Source organism: Kribbella sp. NPDC104740, assembly GCF_055583505.1.
The window spans coordinates 1,545,303-1,559,567 of sequence record NZ_JBVJNV010000001.1 but is presented as its reverse complement, the minus strand read 5'-3'; the positions used below and the strand labels follow the sequence as shown (position 1 = coordinate 1,559,567).

Sequence of the window (14,265 nt, the reverse complement as noted above, 5' to 3'; positions counted from 1 at the left end):
TCACAAGGCGAATCGCCTGGATAATAGGCGCTCGCGGCGCTTCTCGCCTGCTCCGGCGGCGTTGCGGAGGTGGTTATTGCACCTTGTTGCGACGGCCGGTCAAGGCACCGGACAAGAGAGCCGCGAGGGTGATTGCAGGCAGCGCCGTGGCGGCGACCGTAGTCGTGTAGTCGAGCCAGCTCGGTGCCCAGTCGGCGGTGGTGATGAGTAGGCGAGTCCGATCGTCGGGATCGACGACGACGGGGACGTACGTGTTGGCAGCCGGGAGGGACAGGAGTTTGTCGGCGCCTTCGAGGGGAGTGGGGGCCGCCGTGTCGGGGTGGCGGACTATGACTGTGGTCATTTGGGTGTGGAGGGTTGTGGAGTAGACGGCGACGACCTCGACCTCTCGGACGGGTTGGGTTTCGATGAGGTGCTCGTTGTCGTCGAGGTGGGACAGGGCGAGGGGGGTGATGACCAGCCCGGCGAGCAGGACCGCGAGGGTGGCGGCGGTGCGGAGGGCTGTGGGGCAGGTCATCTTTCAGGGATACCTCACCGGGGGTGGGTTCGCCTGGTGGCGTGGTGGTTCGACACTGAATGGTTACTCCGGCTCGTTGCCGTTGCCGATCTTGTACGGCGTGCCGATGCCCTCGTACATCAGGTGGGTCATCAGGCCCTGTGACGCGTGCGGGAGGTTGTGGCAGTGGTCCATCCAGACGCCGGGGTTGTCGGCCAGGAAGGCGATTTCGTAGGTTTCGTCGTCGTCGACCTCGAGAGTGTCGGTCCACCAGGGGGTGCCTGTGGACGGGACGCCGTTGCGGGAGAGGACGACGGCGTGGTGGCCGTGCAGGTGCATGGGGTGGGACTGGCCGCTGGTGTTGGAGATCTTCATCTTGACGACATCGCCGGCGGTGACCATGAACATCGGGACGTCGGGGTACTTGTGGCCGTTGATCGTCCACCACAAGCCGGGTACGCCGTCGAGGAAGCCGGGGCTGCGGCCGATGCGGTACTCGAACGTGCGGTCGGGATTGCTGACGTCGAGGCCCGGAGTGGTGGGCTTGCCGTAGGTGAGGAGATCGATGGTTGCTGAAGACAAAGAATCTTCAGGGCCTGGTACGCCGGGCGGCGCGATCGTCAGGGCGACGCCTGCGTCGAGGCGGAGGCCGGTGGCGGGGACGGTGACTTCGAAGTCGGCTCGGGCTCCGGCGGCGAGGGGGAAGGCGTCGGTGGTCGGGGTCGGGCCGTGGAGTTCGCGGCCGTCGACGGCGACGAGTTTGGATGGTGCGCCGACGAGGCCGACGCGGATCAGGGCGTTGTCGGTGTTGATCATTCGCACGCGGAGCGTCGTACCGGCGGGGACGTCGACGCGGGAGGTGCCGGTCGAGCCGTTGACGGTACGGCGGCCGTCGTAGGTGTGGATAGCGGCGATGACGTCGCGCGGCGACGTGGCCGTCGCGGGAGGCGCACCGATGACGATCGTACCGAAGAGCCCGTTGCGGACCTGCTCGCTGGAGACCTGGTGGGAGTGGTACCAGTACGTCCCGGCGTCCGATGCCAGGAAGCGATAGGTGTGCCGCCCACCGACCGGTACGGCGTCCTGCGTGACGCCGGCGACGCCGTCCTCGGCGTTCGGGACGTCGATACCGTGCCAGTGCAGGGTCGCGCCGTCGGGGACGGACTCGTTCACCAGCGTCACCTCGATGAGATCGCCAACGGCGGCGCGGATCAGCGGGCCGGGTGAGGAGCCGTTGAGCGTGTAGCCGTCGACGGACTCGCCGGTTGCCAGCGTGATCGAGGCCTTCCGGGCGGTCAGCGTCACCGCGACGTCGGGCGTGCCGGTGCGCGGGCCGGTGAGGTCGGCGACGCTGCGGCCGCCGTGGTGCTGATGATGCGCGGCGCCGCCGCCGTAGTCGGCGTACCCCATGTCAGTTGCCGAGTACGACGACGGGACGAGGCTGGTCGCCCAGAGGTACGCCAGCGGCGCGAGCACCGCCAGCGTCACCCCTAGGGCGATCAGCCGGTTCCGGATCGTACGCCGGCCGCCGAGCGCCGCCGGGCGATCAGACGGCCCGGGGCGATCCTCCGGCGTACGAGCCTCCTCCTCAGGCACTGGCGACCACCGAAGCCGCAGCCCGCCGTGACGCCGCGCCCGCGACACCGGCGATCGCGAGCCCGTTGATCCCGTGCAGGATCCCCAGCGCGGGCAGCCCGAACGACACCACCGCCAGCACGAACTGGAGCGCGACCAGGCCGACCACAATCCCGGCCAGAGCACGCCCACGCGGCACATCGGTCAGGAACGACACGATCAGGAAGATCAGCGCGAGCAGCCCGATCGCCGTCCCGGCCATGCTGTGGTAGCTCTGCCCGAAGTTGCTGTAGTCGGCGCCGATCGTCGCCCCGTCCTCCGCGTCGGCCGCGGTCGTGAACCCGGCCAGCGCGATCGCCGCCACCTGCAGCACCACTGCAAGCGCGATCAGCGAGGCGAGCACCCGGTACGCCGTCCTCATGCGTGCCGCCGCTTCTTCACGAACACAACCGCCGCGACGATCAGCAGCAACGGCAGCACCGGCGGATGTCCACCACCGACCACACACCCGACGGACAGCAGCACCAGGAGCCCAGCCAACGCAATCAACAACGGCAGAGGAAGCCGCCGCAACGGCCCCTTCGAAGCCCACGGCGGACGCTGCCCAGACCACGGCGGCCCCTGCGGACCAGCCTCGGCCTTCTTCTCCCCCGGCAGATCCGCGAACACCGCCCCCAGATCCCCCGCGGTCTTCGCCTGCAGGATCCGATCCACCCGCTCCCCGTGCTCCTCCGCAGTCAACCGCCCGGCCTCGTAGTGCTCCCCCAGCCGCCTGACCGCCTCCTCGCGTTCCTGGTCCCCGACCCGCACGTTCTCGTTCATGACACTCCTCAAGTGGTCGCAAGAATCTGATGCCACCGATCGTGTCGCCCGAGCACCCCTCGCCGCGTCGCCTCCGCGGCGGCACCTCACCTACCTCCGGCGGAGCACGGCAGCCACCAGACGTAGTACGGCGTACTCCCCACGGCGTACGCCGACTCAGGGCCCGCCCAGGGCCGGTCCCTGAAAACCACAGGCGCGCCCGCACCGCGCGCGACTAAACTCGTCGACGGCCGCCCGCCGTCATGTGGGCCGGCTGCCGGCAGACTCCGGCTTGCTCCATCGACCCGGCTCCCCAGTCTGCGTGGGCCGGCCCTGGAGGCGCGCGATGAACGCGATCACCGCGACCGACCTGACAAAGGTCTACCGCTACACCGAGCAGGAACCCGGAATGCGAGGCGCCCTCAAAGGCCTGCTCAAACCCGTACGCCGGCAGCGCACCGCCGTCGACGCGCTCACCCTGACCGTCCCCGAGGGCCAGGTGATCGGCCTGCTCGGCCCGAACGGCGCCGGCAAGACCACCACGATCAAGATGCTCTGTGGCCTGCTCCGCCCGACCGGCGGCCAACTGACAGTCCTGGACCACGAGCCGCACAGGCGATCGTTCGACTTCCTCAGCCGGATCTCGGTCGTGTTCGGCCAGAAGTCGATGCTCTGGTGGGACGTCTCGACGTACGACTCGCTGCTGATCCACCGCGAGATGTACGCGATCCCGAAGCCGACGTTCGACGCGAGCGTCGCCGAGCTCACCGAGCGCCTCGACGTCGCGCACCTGGTCAACATCCCGGTCCGCAAGCTCTCGCTCGGCCAGCGGATGCGCTGCGAGCTCGTGCTCGCGCTGCTGCACCAGCCGGCGCTGCTGTTCGCCGACGAGCCGACCGTCGGCCTGGACGTCGTCGCGAAGCTTGCCCTGCGCAACTTCCTCGCGGAGATGAACCGTGACCACGGGACGACGATCGTGCTGACCAGTCACGACATGAGCGACGTCGCGGCACTGTGCCACCGGATCGCACTGATCGACCACGGCGTCCTGGGCTTCGACGGCGACCTCGCCGAGCTCCGGGAGCGCTCAGGTCAGCACGCGGATGCTGACCTGGACCAGGTCCTCGCCGCGATGTTCAAGAGCCGCTCATGACCCGGCAACTGCGGCTGCTCCGGATCCTGACCGTCCAAGAGGTCCGGATGATGATGAACCACCGCTGGTGGCTCTTCCTGCTCCAGATCGCCAACGTCCTCCCGCCGGCGATCGCGCTGCTGGTCTGGCACGGCGCCATCGCCCAGGGCGCCGACCCGCCCGTCTCCACGACGTACCTGACCAGCTACCTCGTCCTGGTCAGCGTCGTCGCGATGATCACGTCCAGCTGGACCTCGGGCTTCCTGGCCGAGTCGATCCGGCTCGGCGGCCTCAACTCCTGGCTCGTCCGTCCCTGCTCGACCCACCTGTCGTACCTGGCCAACAACTCCGCCGAGAAGTTCCTCAAGCTCGGTCTACTGCTACCACCGGTCGCTGCACTCGGCCTGGTCTTCCGCGACGACCTGCGGCTACCAGGCGATCCCCAACGCTGGCTGCTGTTCCTACCAGCACTGGCCGTCGCAGCAGCGATGACCTTCGCGCTGGACGTACTGATCGGCTCCCTGGCGTTCTGGATGGAGGACATCGCCGCCGTCGACCGCCTCCGCTACCTGCTGGCCAGGCTGCTCTCCGGCGGCCTGGTACCACTAGCGCTCTTCCCAGAAGCGTTCCAGCCGTTCCTGCACGCCCAGCCGTTCCGCTTCGTCATCTCGTTCCCGCTGGAGGTCCTGCTCGGTACGACGCGCGCGATCGACTACGTGTACCAGGCGGGCTGGTTCGCCGTACTGGTCGGCGGGGCGGTCCTGGTCTGGCGGCGGGGGCTGCGTGACTACCAGGGCGCGGGCGCATGACGCCGCGGCTGTTCTGGGCCTGTCTGAAGCAGGCGATCCGCCGGGACCTGCAGTTCCGCAGCCAGACCGCGATCAACGCGTTCTCGTCGGTCGGCGACCTGGTGCTCGGCGTCGTACCGGTCCTCATCCTCACCGACGCCGGCGGCACCTCCTGGTCCGGCCCGCTGGCCGTCGCCGTGGTGGGCCTGTTCGGGATCTCCACCGGCCTGATGGACTGCTTCGTCCGGCCGAACCTGGCCAAGATGCACAGCTACGTCCGCCAGGGCGACCTGGACCTGATCCTGATCCGCCCGGTCAACGCGCAGCTGTTCTCGGGCCTGCGCTGGATGGAGCCGGCCGAGCTCGGCCGCGTGCTGTCCGGCGCCGCGATGGTCGCGGTCGGGTTGCACCTGGCCGACGCCAGGCCCGACGCCGCGCTCGTCGTCCAAGCGATCGCCTGGGCGGTGATCGGCTTCGCCGGCTTCAGCCTGCTCTGGGCCAACCTCGCCTACTCGGCGTTCTGGTTCGAGAGCGCCGAGCCGGTCAACGAGATCGCCGGCCAGGTCCGCGAGGCCGGCAAGTACCCGATCAGCTACTTCACCGGTACGGCGCGCCTGATCCTGATCACGCTCGCCCCGGCCGGTCTCGTGGCAGCGGTGCCGGTCGAGACACTGACCGGCACCGCCACACCATTCCTGCTCGCCCTCCCGGCGCTGGTCGCCGGGCTCGTCGTCACCAAGCTCCACTGGCACCTGGCCAGCCGCCGCTACAGCTCAGCGAGCAGCTGACACAGCGTTTCACATCCAAGTACGACGTTTCAGGACGCCGCCGAGAGGATCTGGTTGACGTCGTCGTTGGCCTCGGCCAGCGACGACGGCTCGGCCTCGAACGCCATCACCGCGTCCATCGCCGGGGTCATCACCGCGGTCACGTCCGCGGCGTTCGGGTTGGCCGGGTACGGGAACACGTCCCCCGCCGCGACCGGCTCCAGGAACGGCGTCACGTCCCAGCCGTCGGCCTCGAACGCGGCCTTGGCCAGCGGCAGCGACGCGCTCACCGCCGGGAAGACCACCCCGGCCTTGGCGACGATGTCCTGCGCGGTCTGCGACCCGAGGAACTTCACCCACGCCCACGAGGCGTCCTTGCGGGTGGAGTCGCCCCAGATCGTGTCGGCCAGGCCGTTCATCATCGACATCCGCTTGCCGTTCGGCCCCTGCGGGAGCCTGGCCAGCTTGGTCTTGACCTGCTTCAGCCCGGCGTACGTCTCCAGCATCCAGGACCCGTTCGGCGTGATGGCGTACTTGCCGGCCCCGAACGACGTGGTCACGTCGACCCCGGACTTGGCCTGCGCGTACGTCGGCATGAAGCCCTTGGTGATCAGTCCGCGCCACCAGCCGATGGTCTCGGTGAACTTCGGGTCGCCGTAGAAGAACTTGGTCCCCCACGGCTCGCCCTCGGAGTACTTCCAGTCGTTGGTCGCGGCGTACCAGCTCCAGCTGGTCTGGCCGTCCGCGCCACCGGCGTCGCCGTACCCGAGGCCGTAGACCTTGACGTTGTCCTTGTCGAAACCGGGCTGGTCCCCGCGCCGGCCCTTGGAGTCGACGGTCAGCCGGGCCACGATCTGCTCGAAGGTGCCCCCGTCCTGCGGGTTCCAGGTCATCGCGTTCAGCTGGTCGGTGCTGATCCCGGCCGCCTCGGTGAGCGCGGAGTTGTAGAAGTAGACCTCGGTGTCGAAGTCCTTCGGCAGGCCGTAGCGCTTGCCGTCGGCACCGATCCAGCGCTCGGCCAGCCCCTTCTGGTAGATCGACAGGTCGACCCCGTCGCGCTCGACGAAGTCGTCCAGCGCCAGCACCTGACCCTTGTCGGCGAACAGCGGGTACTTCGCCGAGTGCGACGTGAACACGTCGGGCGCCGTACCGGAGATGAAGCCGGTGACGAGTTTGTTCCAGTAGTCGTTCCAGCCGTACTGCTCGATCTTCACGCTGTACTGCGGGTTCTGCTCGTGGAACACCTTCGCGCACTCGGTGTACATCGGCAGCTGGGCGGAGTCCCACAGCCAGTAGATGACCTCGCCGGAGCCGCGGGACGCGGCGCCGTTGTTGCAGCCCGCGACCGCCGAAGCGGCCAGTCCGGCCAGCGTCCCCTTGAGCAACGTGCGTCGTGAAATGTTCATCCGACCCTCACTTGATCCCGGAGAAACCGATGGAGTTGGTGATCCGCTTGGCGAAGGCCAGGAACAGGATGATCATCGGCAGCGCCGCGATCAGCGTCGCCGCCATCAGCCCGGCCCAGTCCGGCCCTCCCTGCGGAGTCTGCGACCGGAACACCCCGAGAGCAACGGTGAGCACCCGGACGTTCTCCTGCTGCCCGACCAGCAGCGGCCAGAAGTAGTCGTTCCAGGAGTTGATGTAGGTCAGGATCGCCAGCGTGGCGATCGGTGCCGCGCTGATCGGGATCACGATCCCGAAGAAGATCTTGCGGTGCCCGGCGCCGTCGATCATCGCCGCCTCCTCCAGCTCCCGGTTGATGCCGAGGAAGAACTGGCGCAGGAAGAAGATCGCGAACGGTGTCATGAAGGCGCCCGGCAGGATGATGCCGGCGAAGCTGTTCAGCAGCCCGAGGTTCTTGATCAGCACGAAGTTCGGCAGCGTGGTGAAGATCGGCGGCACCATCAGCGCGGCCAGGAACAGCGCGAACACCTTGTCCCGGCCGGGCCAGCGCAGCCGGGCGAACGCGTACGCCGCCATCGCGCTGAAGAACACCTGGCAGACCGTCGTCACCGTGGACACGATCAGCGAGTTGCGCAGGTACAGCCAGAAGTTGACCGCGGCACCGGAGCCGCCCTGGGCCTGCGCCTCCTCGACCGTCGACAGCCCGAGCACCCGCTTGAAGGCGCCGAGCGTGGTCTCGACCGGGAGCAGCGAGTTCGGGTGCCCGGCGAGCTGCGTGTTGTCCGACAGCGCCGTACGGAGCATCCAGTAGAACGGGAACAGCGTCAGCAGCATCAGGACGACGAGAACGACCCAGGCGACCGTACGGCCCGGAGTGATGGACTTCCTCATGCCAGGTCACTCTCCTTGGCGCGGAGCAGCCGCAGCTGCAGCAGCGAGACGACCGCGAGGATCGCGAACAGCACCAGCGCCATCGCCGAGGCGTACCCGAAGTCGAACCGGGTGAACGCGCGCTCGTAGATGTAGTAGTAGATGACCCGGGTGGCGTTGATCGGGCCGCCCTGGGTGGTCACCGCGATGGTGTCGAAGATCTGGAACGAGCCGATCATGGTGACCACCAGGACCATCACCAGGACCGGCCGCAGCAGCGGCAGCGTGATCCGCCAGAACGTCTGCATCTCACTGGATCCGTCGACCTCGGCTGCCTCGTAGACGTACGACGGGATCGTCTGCAGGCCGGCGAAGACCAGCAGCGCGGTGTAGCCCATGTGCCGCCAGATGTTGATCCCGGCAACGGTCGGGATCGCCCAGTGCGAGTCGCCGAAGAACGCGACCGGATCGATCCCGATCAGCTCCAGCCCCTGGTTGACGATGCCGACCTGGAAGTCGAGCATCCAGTACCAGACCAGCGCGACCACCACGTTGGCGATCAGGTACGGCAGCAGCATCACCGCGCGGACCGTGATCGACTTGGTCAGCCGGTACATCAGCATCGCGATCAGCACCGCCAGCACGGTCTGCAGGCCGATGTTGATCACGACGTACTCGACCGTGACGACGAGCGCGTTCCAGAAGAAGCTGTCGTGGATCATCCGTTCGTAGTTCTGCAGCCCGTTGAACTCCGGCGCCTGCAGCAGGCTGTACTCGGTGAAGCTCAGGTAGGCGCCGCGCAGGGTCGGCCAGATGTAGAAGACCACGAACCCGACGGTGGCCGGGGCCAGGAAGATCATCGCGACCTTCAGGTCCCCGAGACTTCGTCGTTGTCGCTTCGGTGGGGCACTCGTCGTCACGGTCACAGCCGATCTCCTCCTCAGTCGATGGCCTGGACGTCCAGCAGGATCGCGTTCTCGGGCCACTGGGCCGGGGTCTGGACCCCGACGGCGGCCAGCGTCGCTCCGTTCAGCTCGACCCCGTCGGCCCACCAGGCCGCGGTGTTGCGCGGCTCGGGACCAGGGGTCGCCCTCTTCGTGACCCGGTACGTCCGAGCAGCGTCGAGCCCGGGCAGCCGGACCCGGCCCAGGTCGGAGGTGATCGACTGGGTCAGCTGGACGGCGCTGTAGACCGCGCGCGACCCGTCCTGCGCGACGACACCGTGCAGCAGGAAGTCCTCCGAGCCACGGTCGGCCCGGACCACCCGGCCGGTGTGCAGCAGCGGCCGGAGCTCCTTGTGCAGCGCGACCCACCCTGCCAGCTCCGCGCGCTCCTCGGCCGACGCCGCGCTGATGTCCCACTCGATGCCGAAGTGGCCGAACAGCGCCGTGGTCGCCCGGAACGCCAGCGTCTGGGTGCGGCCGGTGGTGTGCGCCTTCGGCGGGCCGACGTGGCAGCCGATCAGCTCCGGCGGGAGCAGCAGCTGGGTGTAGCGCTGGATCTTCTGCCGCTCCAGCGCGTCGTTGCTGTCGCTGCCCCAGACCCGGTCGGTCCGCTCCAGTACGCCGAGGTCGACGCGCGCGCCGCCGGACGAGCAGGACTCGATCTCCAGGCCGGGGTGCCGGGCCTTCAGCTCGTCGAGCAGCCGGTACAGCGCCAGGGTCTGGGCGTGGATGCCCGCCGTCCCGGTCTGCTGGTTGCCGCCGTCAACGAAGTCGCGGTTGTGGTCCCACTTCAGGTACGAGATGTCGTACTCGTTCAGGATCGAGTCGAGCCGCTCGAGGATGTAGTCGTACGCCGCCGGGATGCCCAGGTTCAAGCCCTGCTGGTGCCGCGCGGTCGGCGGCATCCGGTTGCCGGTGGCAAGGATCCAGTCCGGGTGCTCGCGGGCCAGGTCGGAGTCGGGGTTGACCATCTCCGGCTCGACCCAGAGGCCGAACTGGAGACCGAGACCGGTGACGTGGTCGACCAGCGGGTGCAGGCCCTTCGGCCAGATGCCCTCGTCGACGTACCAGTCACCCAGGCCGGCGTGGTCGTCGCGGCGGCCGCGGAACCAGCCGTCGTCGAGCACGAACCGCTCCGCGCCGACCTCGGCAGCCGCGTCGGCGAGCGCCTTCAGCTTGTCCAGGTCGAGGTCGAAGTAGACCGCTTCCCAGGTGTTCAGCACGACCGGGCGGTCGGTGCTGGGGTGCGTCGAACGGGCGCGCAGGTAATCGTGGAAGCGCGTCGACAGCTGGTCCAGGCCGACGCCGTACGAGCCGTAGATCCAGGGGGTGCCGTAGCTGCCCTGCGGCTCCAGGCGGCCCTCGCCCGGCAGCAGCAGCTCGCCGCCGCCGATGACGGCGTACCCGCTCATGCCGCGCTCGGCGTACGACCGGTGGTTGCCGCTCCAGGCGGTGTGCACGGCCCAGACCTCGCCGGTGCCGAAGTCGAAGCCGCGAGTGCCGGCGATCAGCAGCAGCGTCGCGTCGGCGCCGGTACGGCCGCGGCGGTTGTCGCGGATGTGCGCGCCCTGCGTGAACGCGTGCCGCTGCGGGTGCCGCTCGCCGATGTGCCGGCCGGTCATGTCGAACAGCTCGGTCGCCTCGGTCGGCACCGGGAGCGCGAGGACCAGACCGTCCACCGTGTACGGCGTACCGCCGGTGTTCGTCAGGTCGGCCTTCGCCTTGACCAGACCGGAGTCGGTCAGCTCGACGGTCAGCGCGAGCGTGAGCTGCGCACCGGCGTCGGCGGCCTGGACGCGCACCGTGTTGCCGTCCTGCTCGACGCTCTGCAGCTGGAACGACGCGGAGAAGTCCTTGCCGTCGCGGTGCCCGTTCAGGCCCGGGAGGCCGAACCAGCCGGCGGAGTACTCGGGGACGATCGCGACCGGGAGGTTGTCGTCCAGACCGTTGCCGGTCTGCACCGCGCCGGCCCCCTGCCTGAGACCAACCAGGGCCGCCTCGGACAGCTCGCCGAGATCCGCACCCCAGTGCAGCACCGACGGAAGAGCCGGACCCGAGCAGTCCAGCACGAGACTGACGCCCGCCGAGCGGAGCTGCAGCACCTTGATGTTCGACACTGTTGATTCACTCTGCTTTCTGATTGATTTCAGGACGGAACTATTTACCCTGACACGCCGAATGTCAATGCTTCACGAAGTTAAGTAAGTACCCTACGCCTTTACAACGTAGGAACGCCCGACTACCGGAGTAGTCGGGCGTTCTCTGTGTGGTTCTGGCCGGCTCAGCCGAGCCTGGCGCGCACCACCAAGTCGTGCAGCGCATCATCGGCCGACGGCCGCTCCGGCAGCGCACTCGCCGCCTCCGCCTCGTCGAGCGCCGCCTGCAACGCGACGACATCCTTGGCCAGCTGCTCGGCGGCCGGCCCGACGAGCGGCCCGTGCTCGGCCTCCGCCTTCGCCGCCATCAGTTCCGGCAGGTACGCCGGCGCTTCGCGCAGTTCGAGCAGCTCGCGCAGATCCGCCTGCACCTCACCGGTCCGCATCAGGTGGATCCCGGTCAGCAGCACCCGGAACGTGTAGAGCAGCGGCTTCAGCTCCCGCTTCTTCCCGAAGAAGTCCCACTGCGTCTTGCCGAACCCGCGGTAGTGATGCGCGTGCCACTTGGTGATGCACCCAGGCGCGAGCGCGACCAGTTCCTCATGCTCCGGCGTCGACGCAACCACCAGCGGCGACAGCACCTGCTCGAGCACATAGCCGTTGCGACGCAGCATCAGTCGGACGAACTTCACCAGGTCGTGAGTGACCAGGTCGACCTCGGCGTCATTCTCGAACCAGGTCCGGTCGAGCGTGTCCGGCCCGGCCTTCAGCCCGACGATCTCCTCGAGCGGCAGCACGTGGACACCGCGCAGGTCGACGTCGGAGTCGCGCGACGGGAAGCCGTACAGGTGCGCACCGGAGACCGTCGCGAAGAGCAGCCGGTACGGCTGGCCGGCGATGATCTTCGCGAGCTCGCTGAAGTCGAGGTCTCGCATGTCACGTGTCATCGACGCCCCTCCTCCGGACCGATCTGAGCCAGGCGTCGACCCTGGCGACGTCGGGCGTCGCGGGCAGCATGGTTTTCTGCAGCGCCCGGTCGAGCTCCTCGTGCAGGCCGAGTCGCCAGCGCTCGACCTCGTCCCACGGCAGCGCGCCGGCCTTCACCGCGAGCAGCCGCTCGCGATCGTCGCCGACATCCACGACGAGCTTGCCCTCGGCCAGCAAAGTGCGGGCCGACAGCAACAACCGGATCAGGTGCATGACGTGCTTCCACTTCGGCGAGCCGTCCCGCCGGAAGTCCGCCTCCAGCTTCTTGAACTGGCTCAGCACGTAGCCCGAGTAGGTCTGGTACGCCAGCTGCGAGAGGAACGCTTCGCGCAGGTCGAGCAGTTCCTCGCCGAGCGGCGTGCAGGAGACGACGAGCGGTGAGTGCAGCACTTCGAGCAGGTTCGGGTTCGCCTTGAGTGCCAGCTCGCAGAAGCGTTCGACCTCCCACGAGAACCACTCCTGCTCCGGCCCGTCCACGTGCGTCGGCGGCTTCGCCAGCGACCAGAACGACGCGGTCGGCGCGACGTACACGCCGCGGGTGTCGGTGTCCGAGGTGTCCGTGTCGAGCCCGAACGCCCGCGACCCGACCACCGCCGCGTAGATCGTCCGCTCCCGCACCAGCACGTCACCGTCGGGCGCCTCGATCCCGATCGCCTCGTCCTGGTACGCCGTGCGCAAGCTCAGCTGATCCCGCCGTGCCATCGTCGCGCGCCCGTCGACCAGACGGACGTCGTACCGGCCGTCGGCCGTCACCCCGCTGATCCGCCCGGTCGCCCCACGCTGAGCGGTCCCGCCGGCGTCATCCGGCCCGGCCACCCGCAACACCACCTGCGTCCCCACCGGCAACTGCGGCCCCTCGATCGCCATGCGGCTCATCCTCCCCCAGCATCGGCCCACACCCACCACTGTCCAACCTCCCCGCCGGCCCGCGACACGCCGCGACACGCCGGCGAAAAGCTCCGACGGCGCCGCTTGGACAGTGGTGGGCGTCCGCCGACCCTATTGACAAATTTTCCTGTCAATATGACGCTGGTTCCCATGCAGCGCTACCTCGACGAACCGGACGCCGTCCGGATCGCGCTCTCGCCGATCCGCCGGCAACTGCTGGACCTCCTCCGGGAGCCGTCCTCCGCGACCCAGTTGGCGACCGCGCTCGAGCTGCCGAGGCAGCGGGTGAACTACCACCTGAAGGAGCTCGAGAAGGCCGGTCTGGTCGAGCTCGTCGAGGAGCGGCAGCGGCGCGGATTCGTCGAGCGCATCCTCAAAGCCTCGGCGACGATCGTCGTCGACCCCGGCGTGATGGGCCAGGCCTTCACCGCGATCCACGACCAGTACGCCGCCGAGCACCTGGTCGAAGTTGCCGCCGGCACCGTTCGGGACGTGGCCGGGATGCAGCGCAAGGCCGATGCCGCGGGCCAGCGGCTGCTCACCTTCACGCTGGAGACCGAGGTCCGGTTCGCCGAGCCCGGTGACGTGCACCGCTTCACCGACGCCCTGACCGAGGCCGTCCGGCAGGTCGTCGAGTCGTTCGACACCGCCGACGGCCGCCCGTACCGCCTGATCGCCGGCGGGCACCCCGCCGTCCGCCGTACCGAAGGAGAACAGACATGACCGAGCCGACCCCGCAGATCGTGGTCACCATCGCCGCACCGGTCGAGGCGGTGTGGGACGCGCTGCGCGACAAGGACAAGATCCGGCACTGGCACGGCTGGGAGTACGAGGGCGGCGTCGACGGCTCGCTCGACCAGGAGATCGACCTGATCTACTTCGACCACGTCGCGGTCGAGGACGCCGAGGCGCACGTGCTGGACATCCAGGGCGGCGACAAGTTCGAGGTCGAGCCGCACGAGGGCGGCGCGAAGATCACGCTGACCCGGGCCGCGCACGGCGACAACCCCGACTGGGAGGCGTACTACGACGACATCACCGAGGGCTGGACGACGTTCCTGCACCAGCTCCGCTTCGCGCTCGAGCGGCACCCGGGCGAGCCGCGCCGCACGCTCTTCTACTCCGGCACCGGTGTAAATCAGTTCAACCTGCCGGACCTGCCCGCCGGTACGCCGTACGAGCTGGACCTGCTCGGCGAGCAGGTGACCGGCACGGTCTTCTTCGTCTCCGAGCACCAGCGCGGCCTGACCGTCGACAGCTGGGGCGACGGCCTGCTCGTGCTGAGCCACCTCGGCCCGAACGAGCAGAAGCCCGCGGGTGCCGCGATGGCCGTCCTCAGCCTGTACGGCGACACCGATCGCGAAGAGATCGACAAGCGCTGGAACGACTGGTGGACGAGTCACTACCCGGCGCCGACCGCCGGTTGAAATCTGACGCAACGGTGACAGCGCGCAAAGGTGTCAGCACTCTCGGTCTGTTCTGAGGGGTTACCGGGGAGTACATTCTCGCTGCAACGG

15 protein-coding genes are annotated in these 14,265 nt (G+C 68.6%); 5 read left to right on the top strand and 10 right to left on the bottom strand.

The features are described from left to right. Positions 1-73: 73 nt before the first annotated feature. The 4 genes from ACZ6Z4_RS07230 to ACZ6Z4_RS07215 form a co-directional block, all read right to left on the bottom strand. Positions 74-517: a hypothetical protein gene (locus tag ACZ6Z4_RS07230; protein WP_465559145.1), complete on the bottom strand. Its 444-nt coding sequence runs from the start codon at positions 515-517 to the stop codon at positions 74-76. Positions 518-580: 63 nt separating this feature from the next. Continuing rightward, the gene (locus tag ACZ6Z4_RS07225) at positions 581-2,092 is read right to left on the bottom strand and encodes a multicopper oxidase family protein (protein ID WP_465559142.1); all 1,512 of its coding nucleotides are present in this window, start codon (positions 2,090-2,092) and stop codon (positions 581-583) included. After that, positions 2,085-2,492: a hypothetical protein gene (locus ACZ6Z4_RS07220; protein ID WP_465559140.1), complete on the bottom strand. Its 408-nt coding sequence runs from the start codon at positions 2,490-2,492 to the stop codon at positions 2,085-2,087. Before ACZ6Z4_RS07220 ends, ACZ6Z4_RS07225 begins: the two co-directional genes overlap by 8 nt. Beyond that, entirely contained in the window at positions 2,489-2,893 is a 405-nt protein-coding gene (locus tag ACZ6Z4_RS07215) for a DUF1707 SHOCT-like domain-containing protein (RefSeq protein ID WP_465559138.1), read from the bottom strand. Before ACZ6Z4_RS07215 ends, ACZ6Z4_RS07220 begins: the two co-directional genes overlap by 4 nt. A gap of 325 nt (positions 2,894-3,218) precedes the next feature. On the opposite strand from ACZ6Z4_RS07215, the gene ACZ6Z4_RS07210 reads away from it, so the two are divergent. Genes ACZ6Z4_RS07210 through ACZ6Z4_RS07200 form a run of 3 tightly spaced genes read left to right on the top strand, consistent with a single transcriptional unit; the run spans position 3,219 to position 5,580 of the window. Next, positions 3,219-4,025 carry an ABC transporter ATP-binding protein gene (locus tag ACZ6Z4_RS07210; RefSeq protein ID WP_465559135.1) on the top strand — a complete coding sequence of 269 codons (807 nt, stop codon included), beginning with the start codon at positions 3,219-3,221 and terminating at the stop codon, positions 4,023-4,025. Then, entirely contained in the window at positions 4,022-4,813 is a 792-nt protein-coding gene (locus ACZ6Z4_RS07205; protein ID WP_465559132.1) for an ABC transporter permease, read from the top strand. The genes ACZ6Z4_RS07210 and ACZ6Z4_RS07205 overlap by 4 nt, the downstream gene beginning before the upstream one ends. Beyond that, complete coding sequence (locus tag ACZ6Z4_RS07200; RefSeq protein ID WP_465559129.1) at positions 4,810-5,580, top strand: ABC transporter permease; 771 nt, start codon at positions 4,810-4,812, stop codon at positions 5,578-5,580. The genes ACZ6Z4_RS07205 and ACZ6Z4_RS07200 overlap by 4 nt, the downstream gene beginning before the upstream one ends. Before the next feature lie 29 nt (positions 5,581-5,609). Here ACZ6Z4_RS07200 and ACZ6Z4_RS07195 read toward each other — a convergent pair whose 3' ends face one another. The 6 genes from ACZ6Z4_RS07195 to ACZ6Z4_RS07170 all read right to left on the bottom strand — a co-directional run bounded on the left by ACZ6Z4_RS07195 (position 5,610) and on the right by ACZ6Z4_RS07170 (position 12,727). Next, entirely contained in the window at positions 5,610-6,965 is a 1,356-nt protein-coding gene (locus tag ACZ6Z4_RS07195; protein ID WP_465559126.1) for an extracellular solute-binding protein, read from the bottom strand. A 7-nt stretch (positions 6,966-6,972) separates the two neighbouring features. Beyond that, positions 6,973-7,854 (bottom strand): carbohydrate ABC transporter permease, encoded by an 882-nt coding sequence (locus ACZ6Z4_RS07190; RefSeq protein ID WP_363673192.1) that lies wholly within the window; start codon positions 7,852-7,854, stop codon positions 6,973-6,975. Continuing rightward, positions 7,851-8,759: a carbohydrate ABC transporter permease gene (locus ACZ6Z4_RS07185; protein WP_465559123.1), complete on the bottom strand. Its 909-nt coding sequence runs from the start codon at positions 8,757-8,759 to the stop codon at positions 7,851-7,853. Before ACZ6Z4_RS07185 ends, ACZ6Z4_RS07190 begins: the two co-directional genes overlap by 4 nt. A gap of 14 nt (positions 8,760-8,773) precedes the next feature. After that, positions 8,774-10,894 carry an alpha-galactosidase gene (locus ACZ6Z4_RS07180; protein WP_465559120.1) on the bottom strand — a complete coding sequence of 707 codons (2,121 nt, stop codon included), beginning with the start codon at positions 10,892-10,894 and terminating at the stop codon, positions 8,774-8,776. A 164-nt stretch (positions 10,895-11,058) separates the two neighbouring features. Next, positions 11,059-11,820, bottom strand: a complete 762-nt coding sequence (locus ACZ6Z4_RS07175) for a nucleotidyltransferase domain-containing protein (RefSeq protein WP_465559117.1) — start codon at positions 11,818-11,820, stop codon at positions 11,059-11,061. After that, on the bottom strand, positions 11,810-12,727 hold the full coding sequence (locus ACZ6Z4_RS07170; protein WP_465559114.1) for a nucleotidyltransferase domain-containing protein: 918 nt from the start codon (positions 12,725-12,727) through the stop codon (positions 11,810-11,812). Before ACZ6Z4_RS07170 ends, ACZ6Z4_RS07175 begins: the two co-directional genes overlap by 11 nt. 156 nt (positions 12,728-12,883) lie before the next feature. Between ACZ6Z4_RS07170 and ACZ6Z4_RS07165 the strand changes: the two genes are divergently transcribed. Together ACZ6Z4_RS07165 and ACZ6Z4_RS07160 are read left to right on the top strand one after the other, a co-directional pair. Continuing rightward, the gene (locus tag ACZ6Z4_RS07165; protein WP_465559112.1) at positions 12,884-13,471 is read left to right on the top strand and encodes an ArsR/SmtB family transcription factor; all 588 of its coding nucleotides are present in this window, start codon (positions 12,884-12,886) and stop codon (positions 13,469-13,471) included. Continuing rightward, on the top strand, positions 13,468-14,175 hold the full coding sequence (locus ACZ6Z4_RS07160) for an SRPBCC family protein (RefSeq protein WP_465559109.1): 708 nt from the start codon (positions 13,468-13,470) through the stop codon (positions 14,173-14,175). The genes ACZ6Z4_RS07165 and ACZ6Z4_RS07160 overlap by 4 nt, the downstream gene beginning before the upstream one ends. The last annotated feature ends 90 nt before the right edge of the window (positions 14,176-14,265 follow it).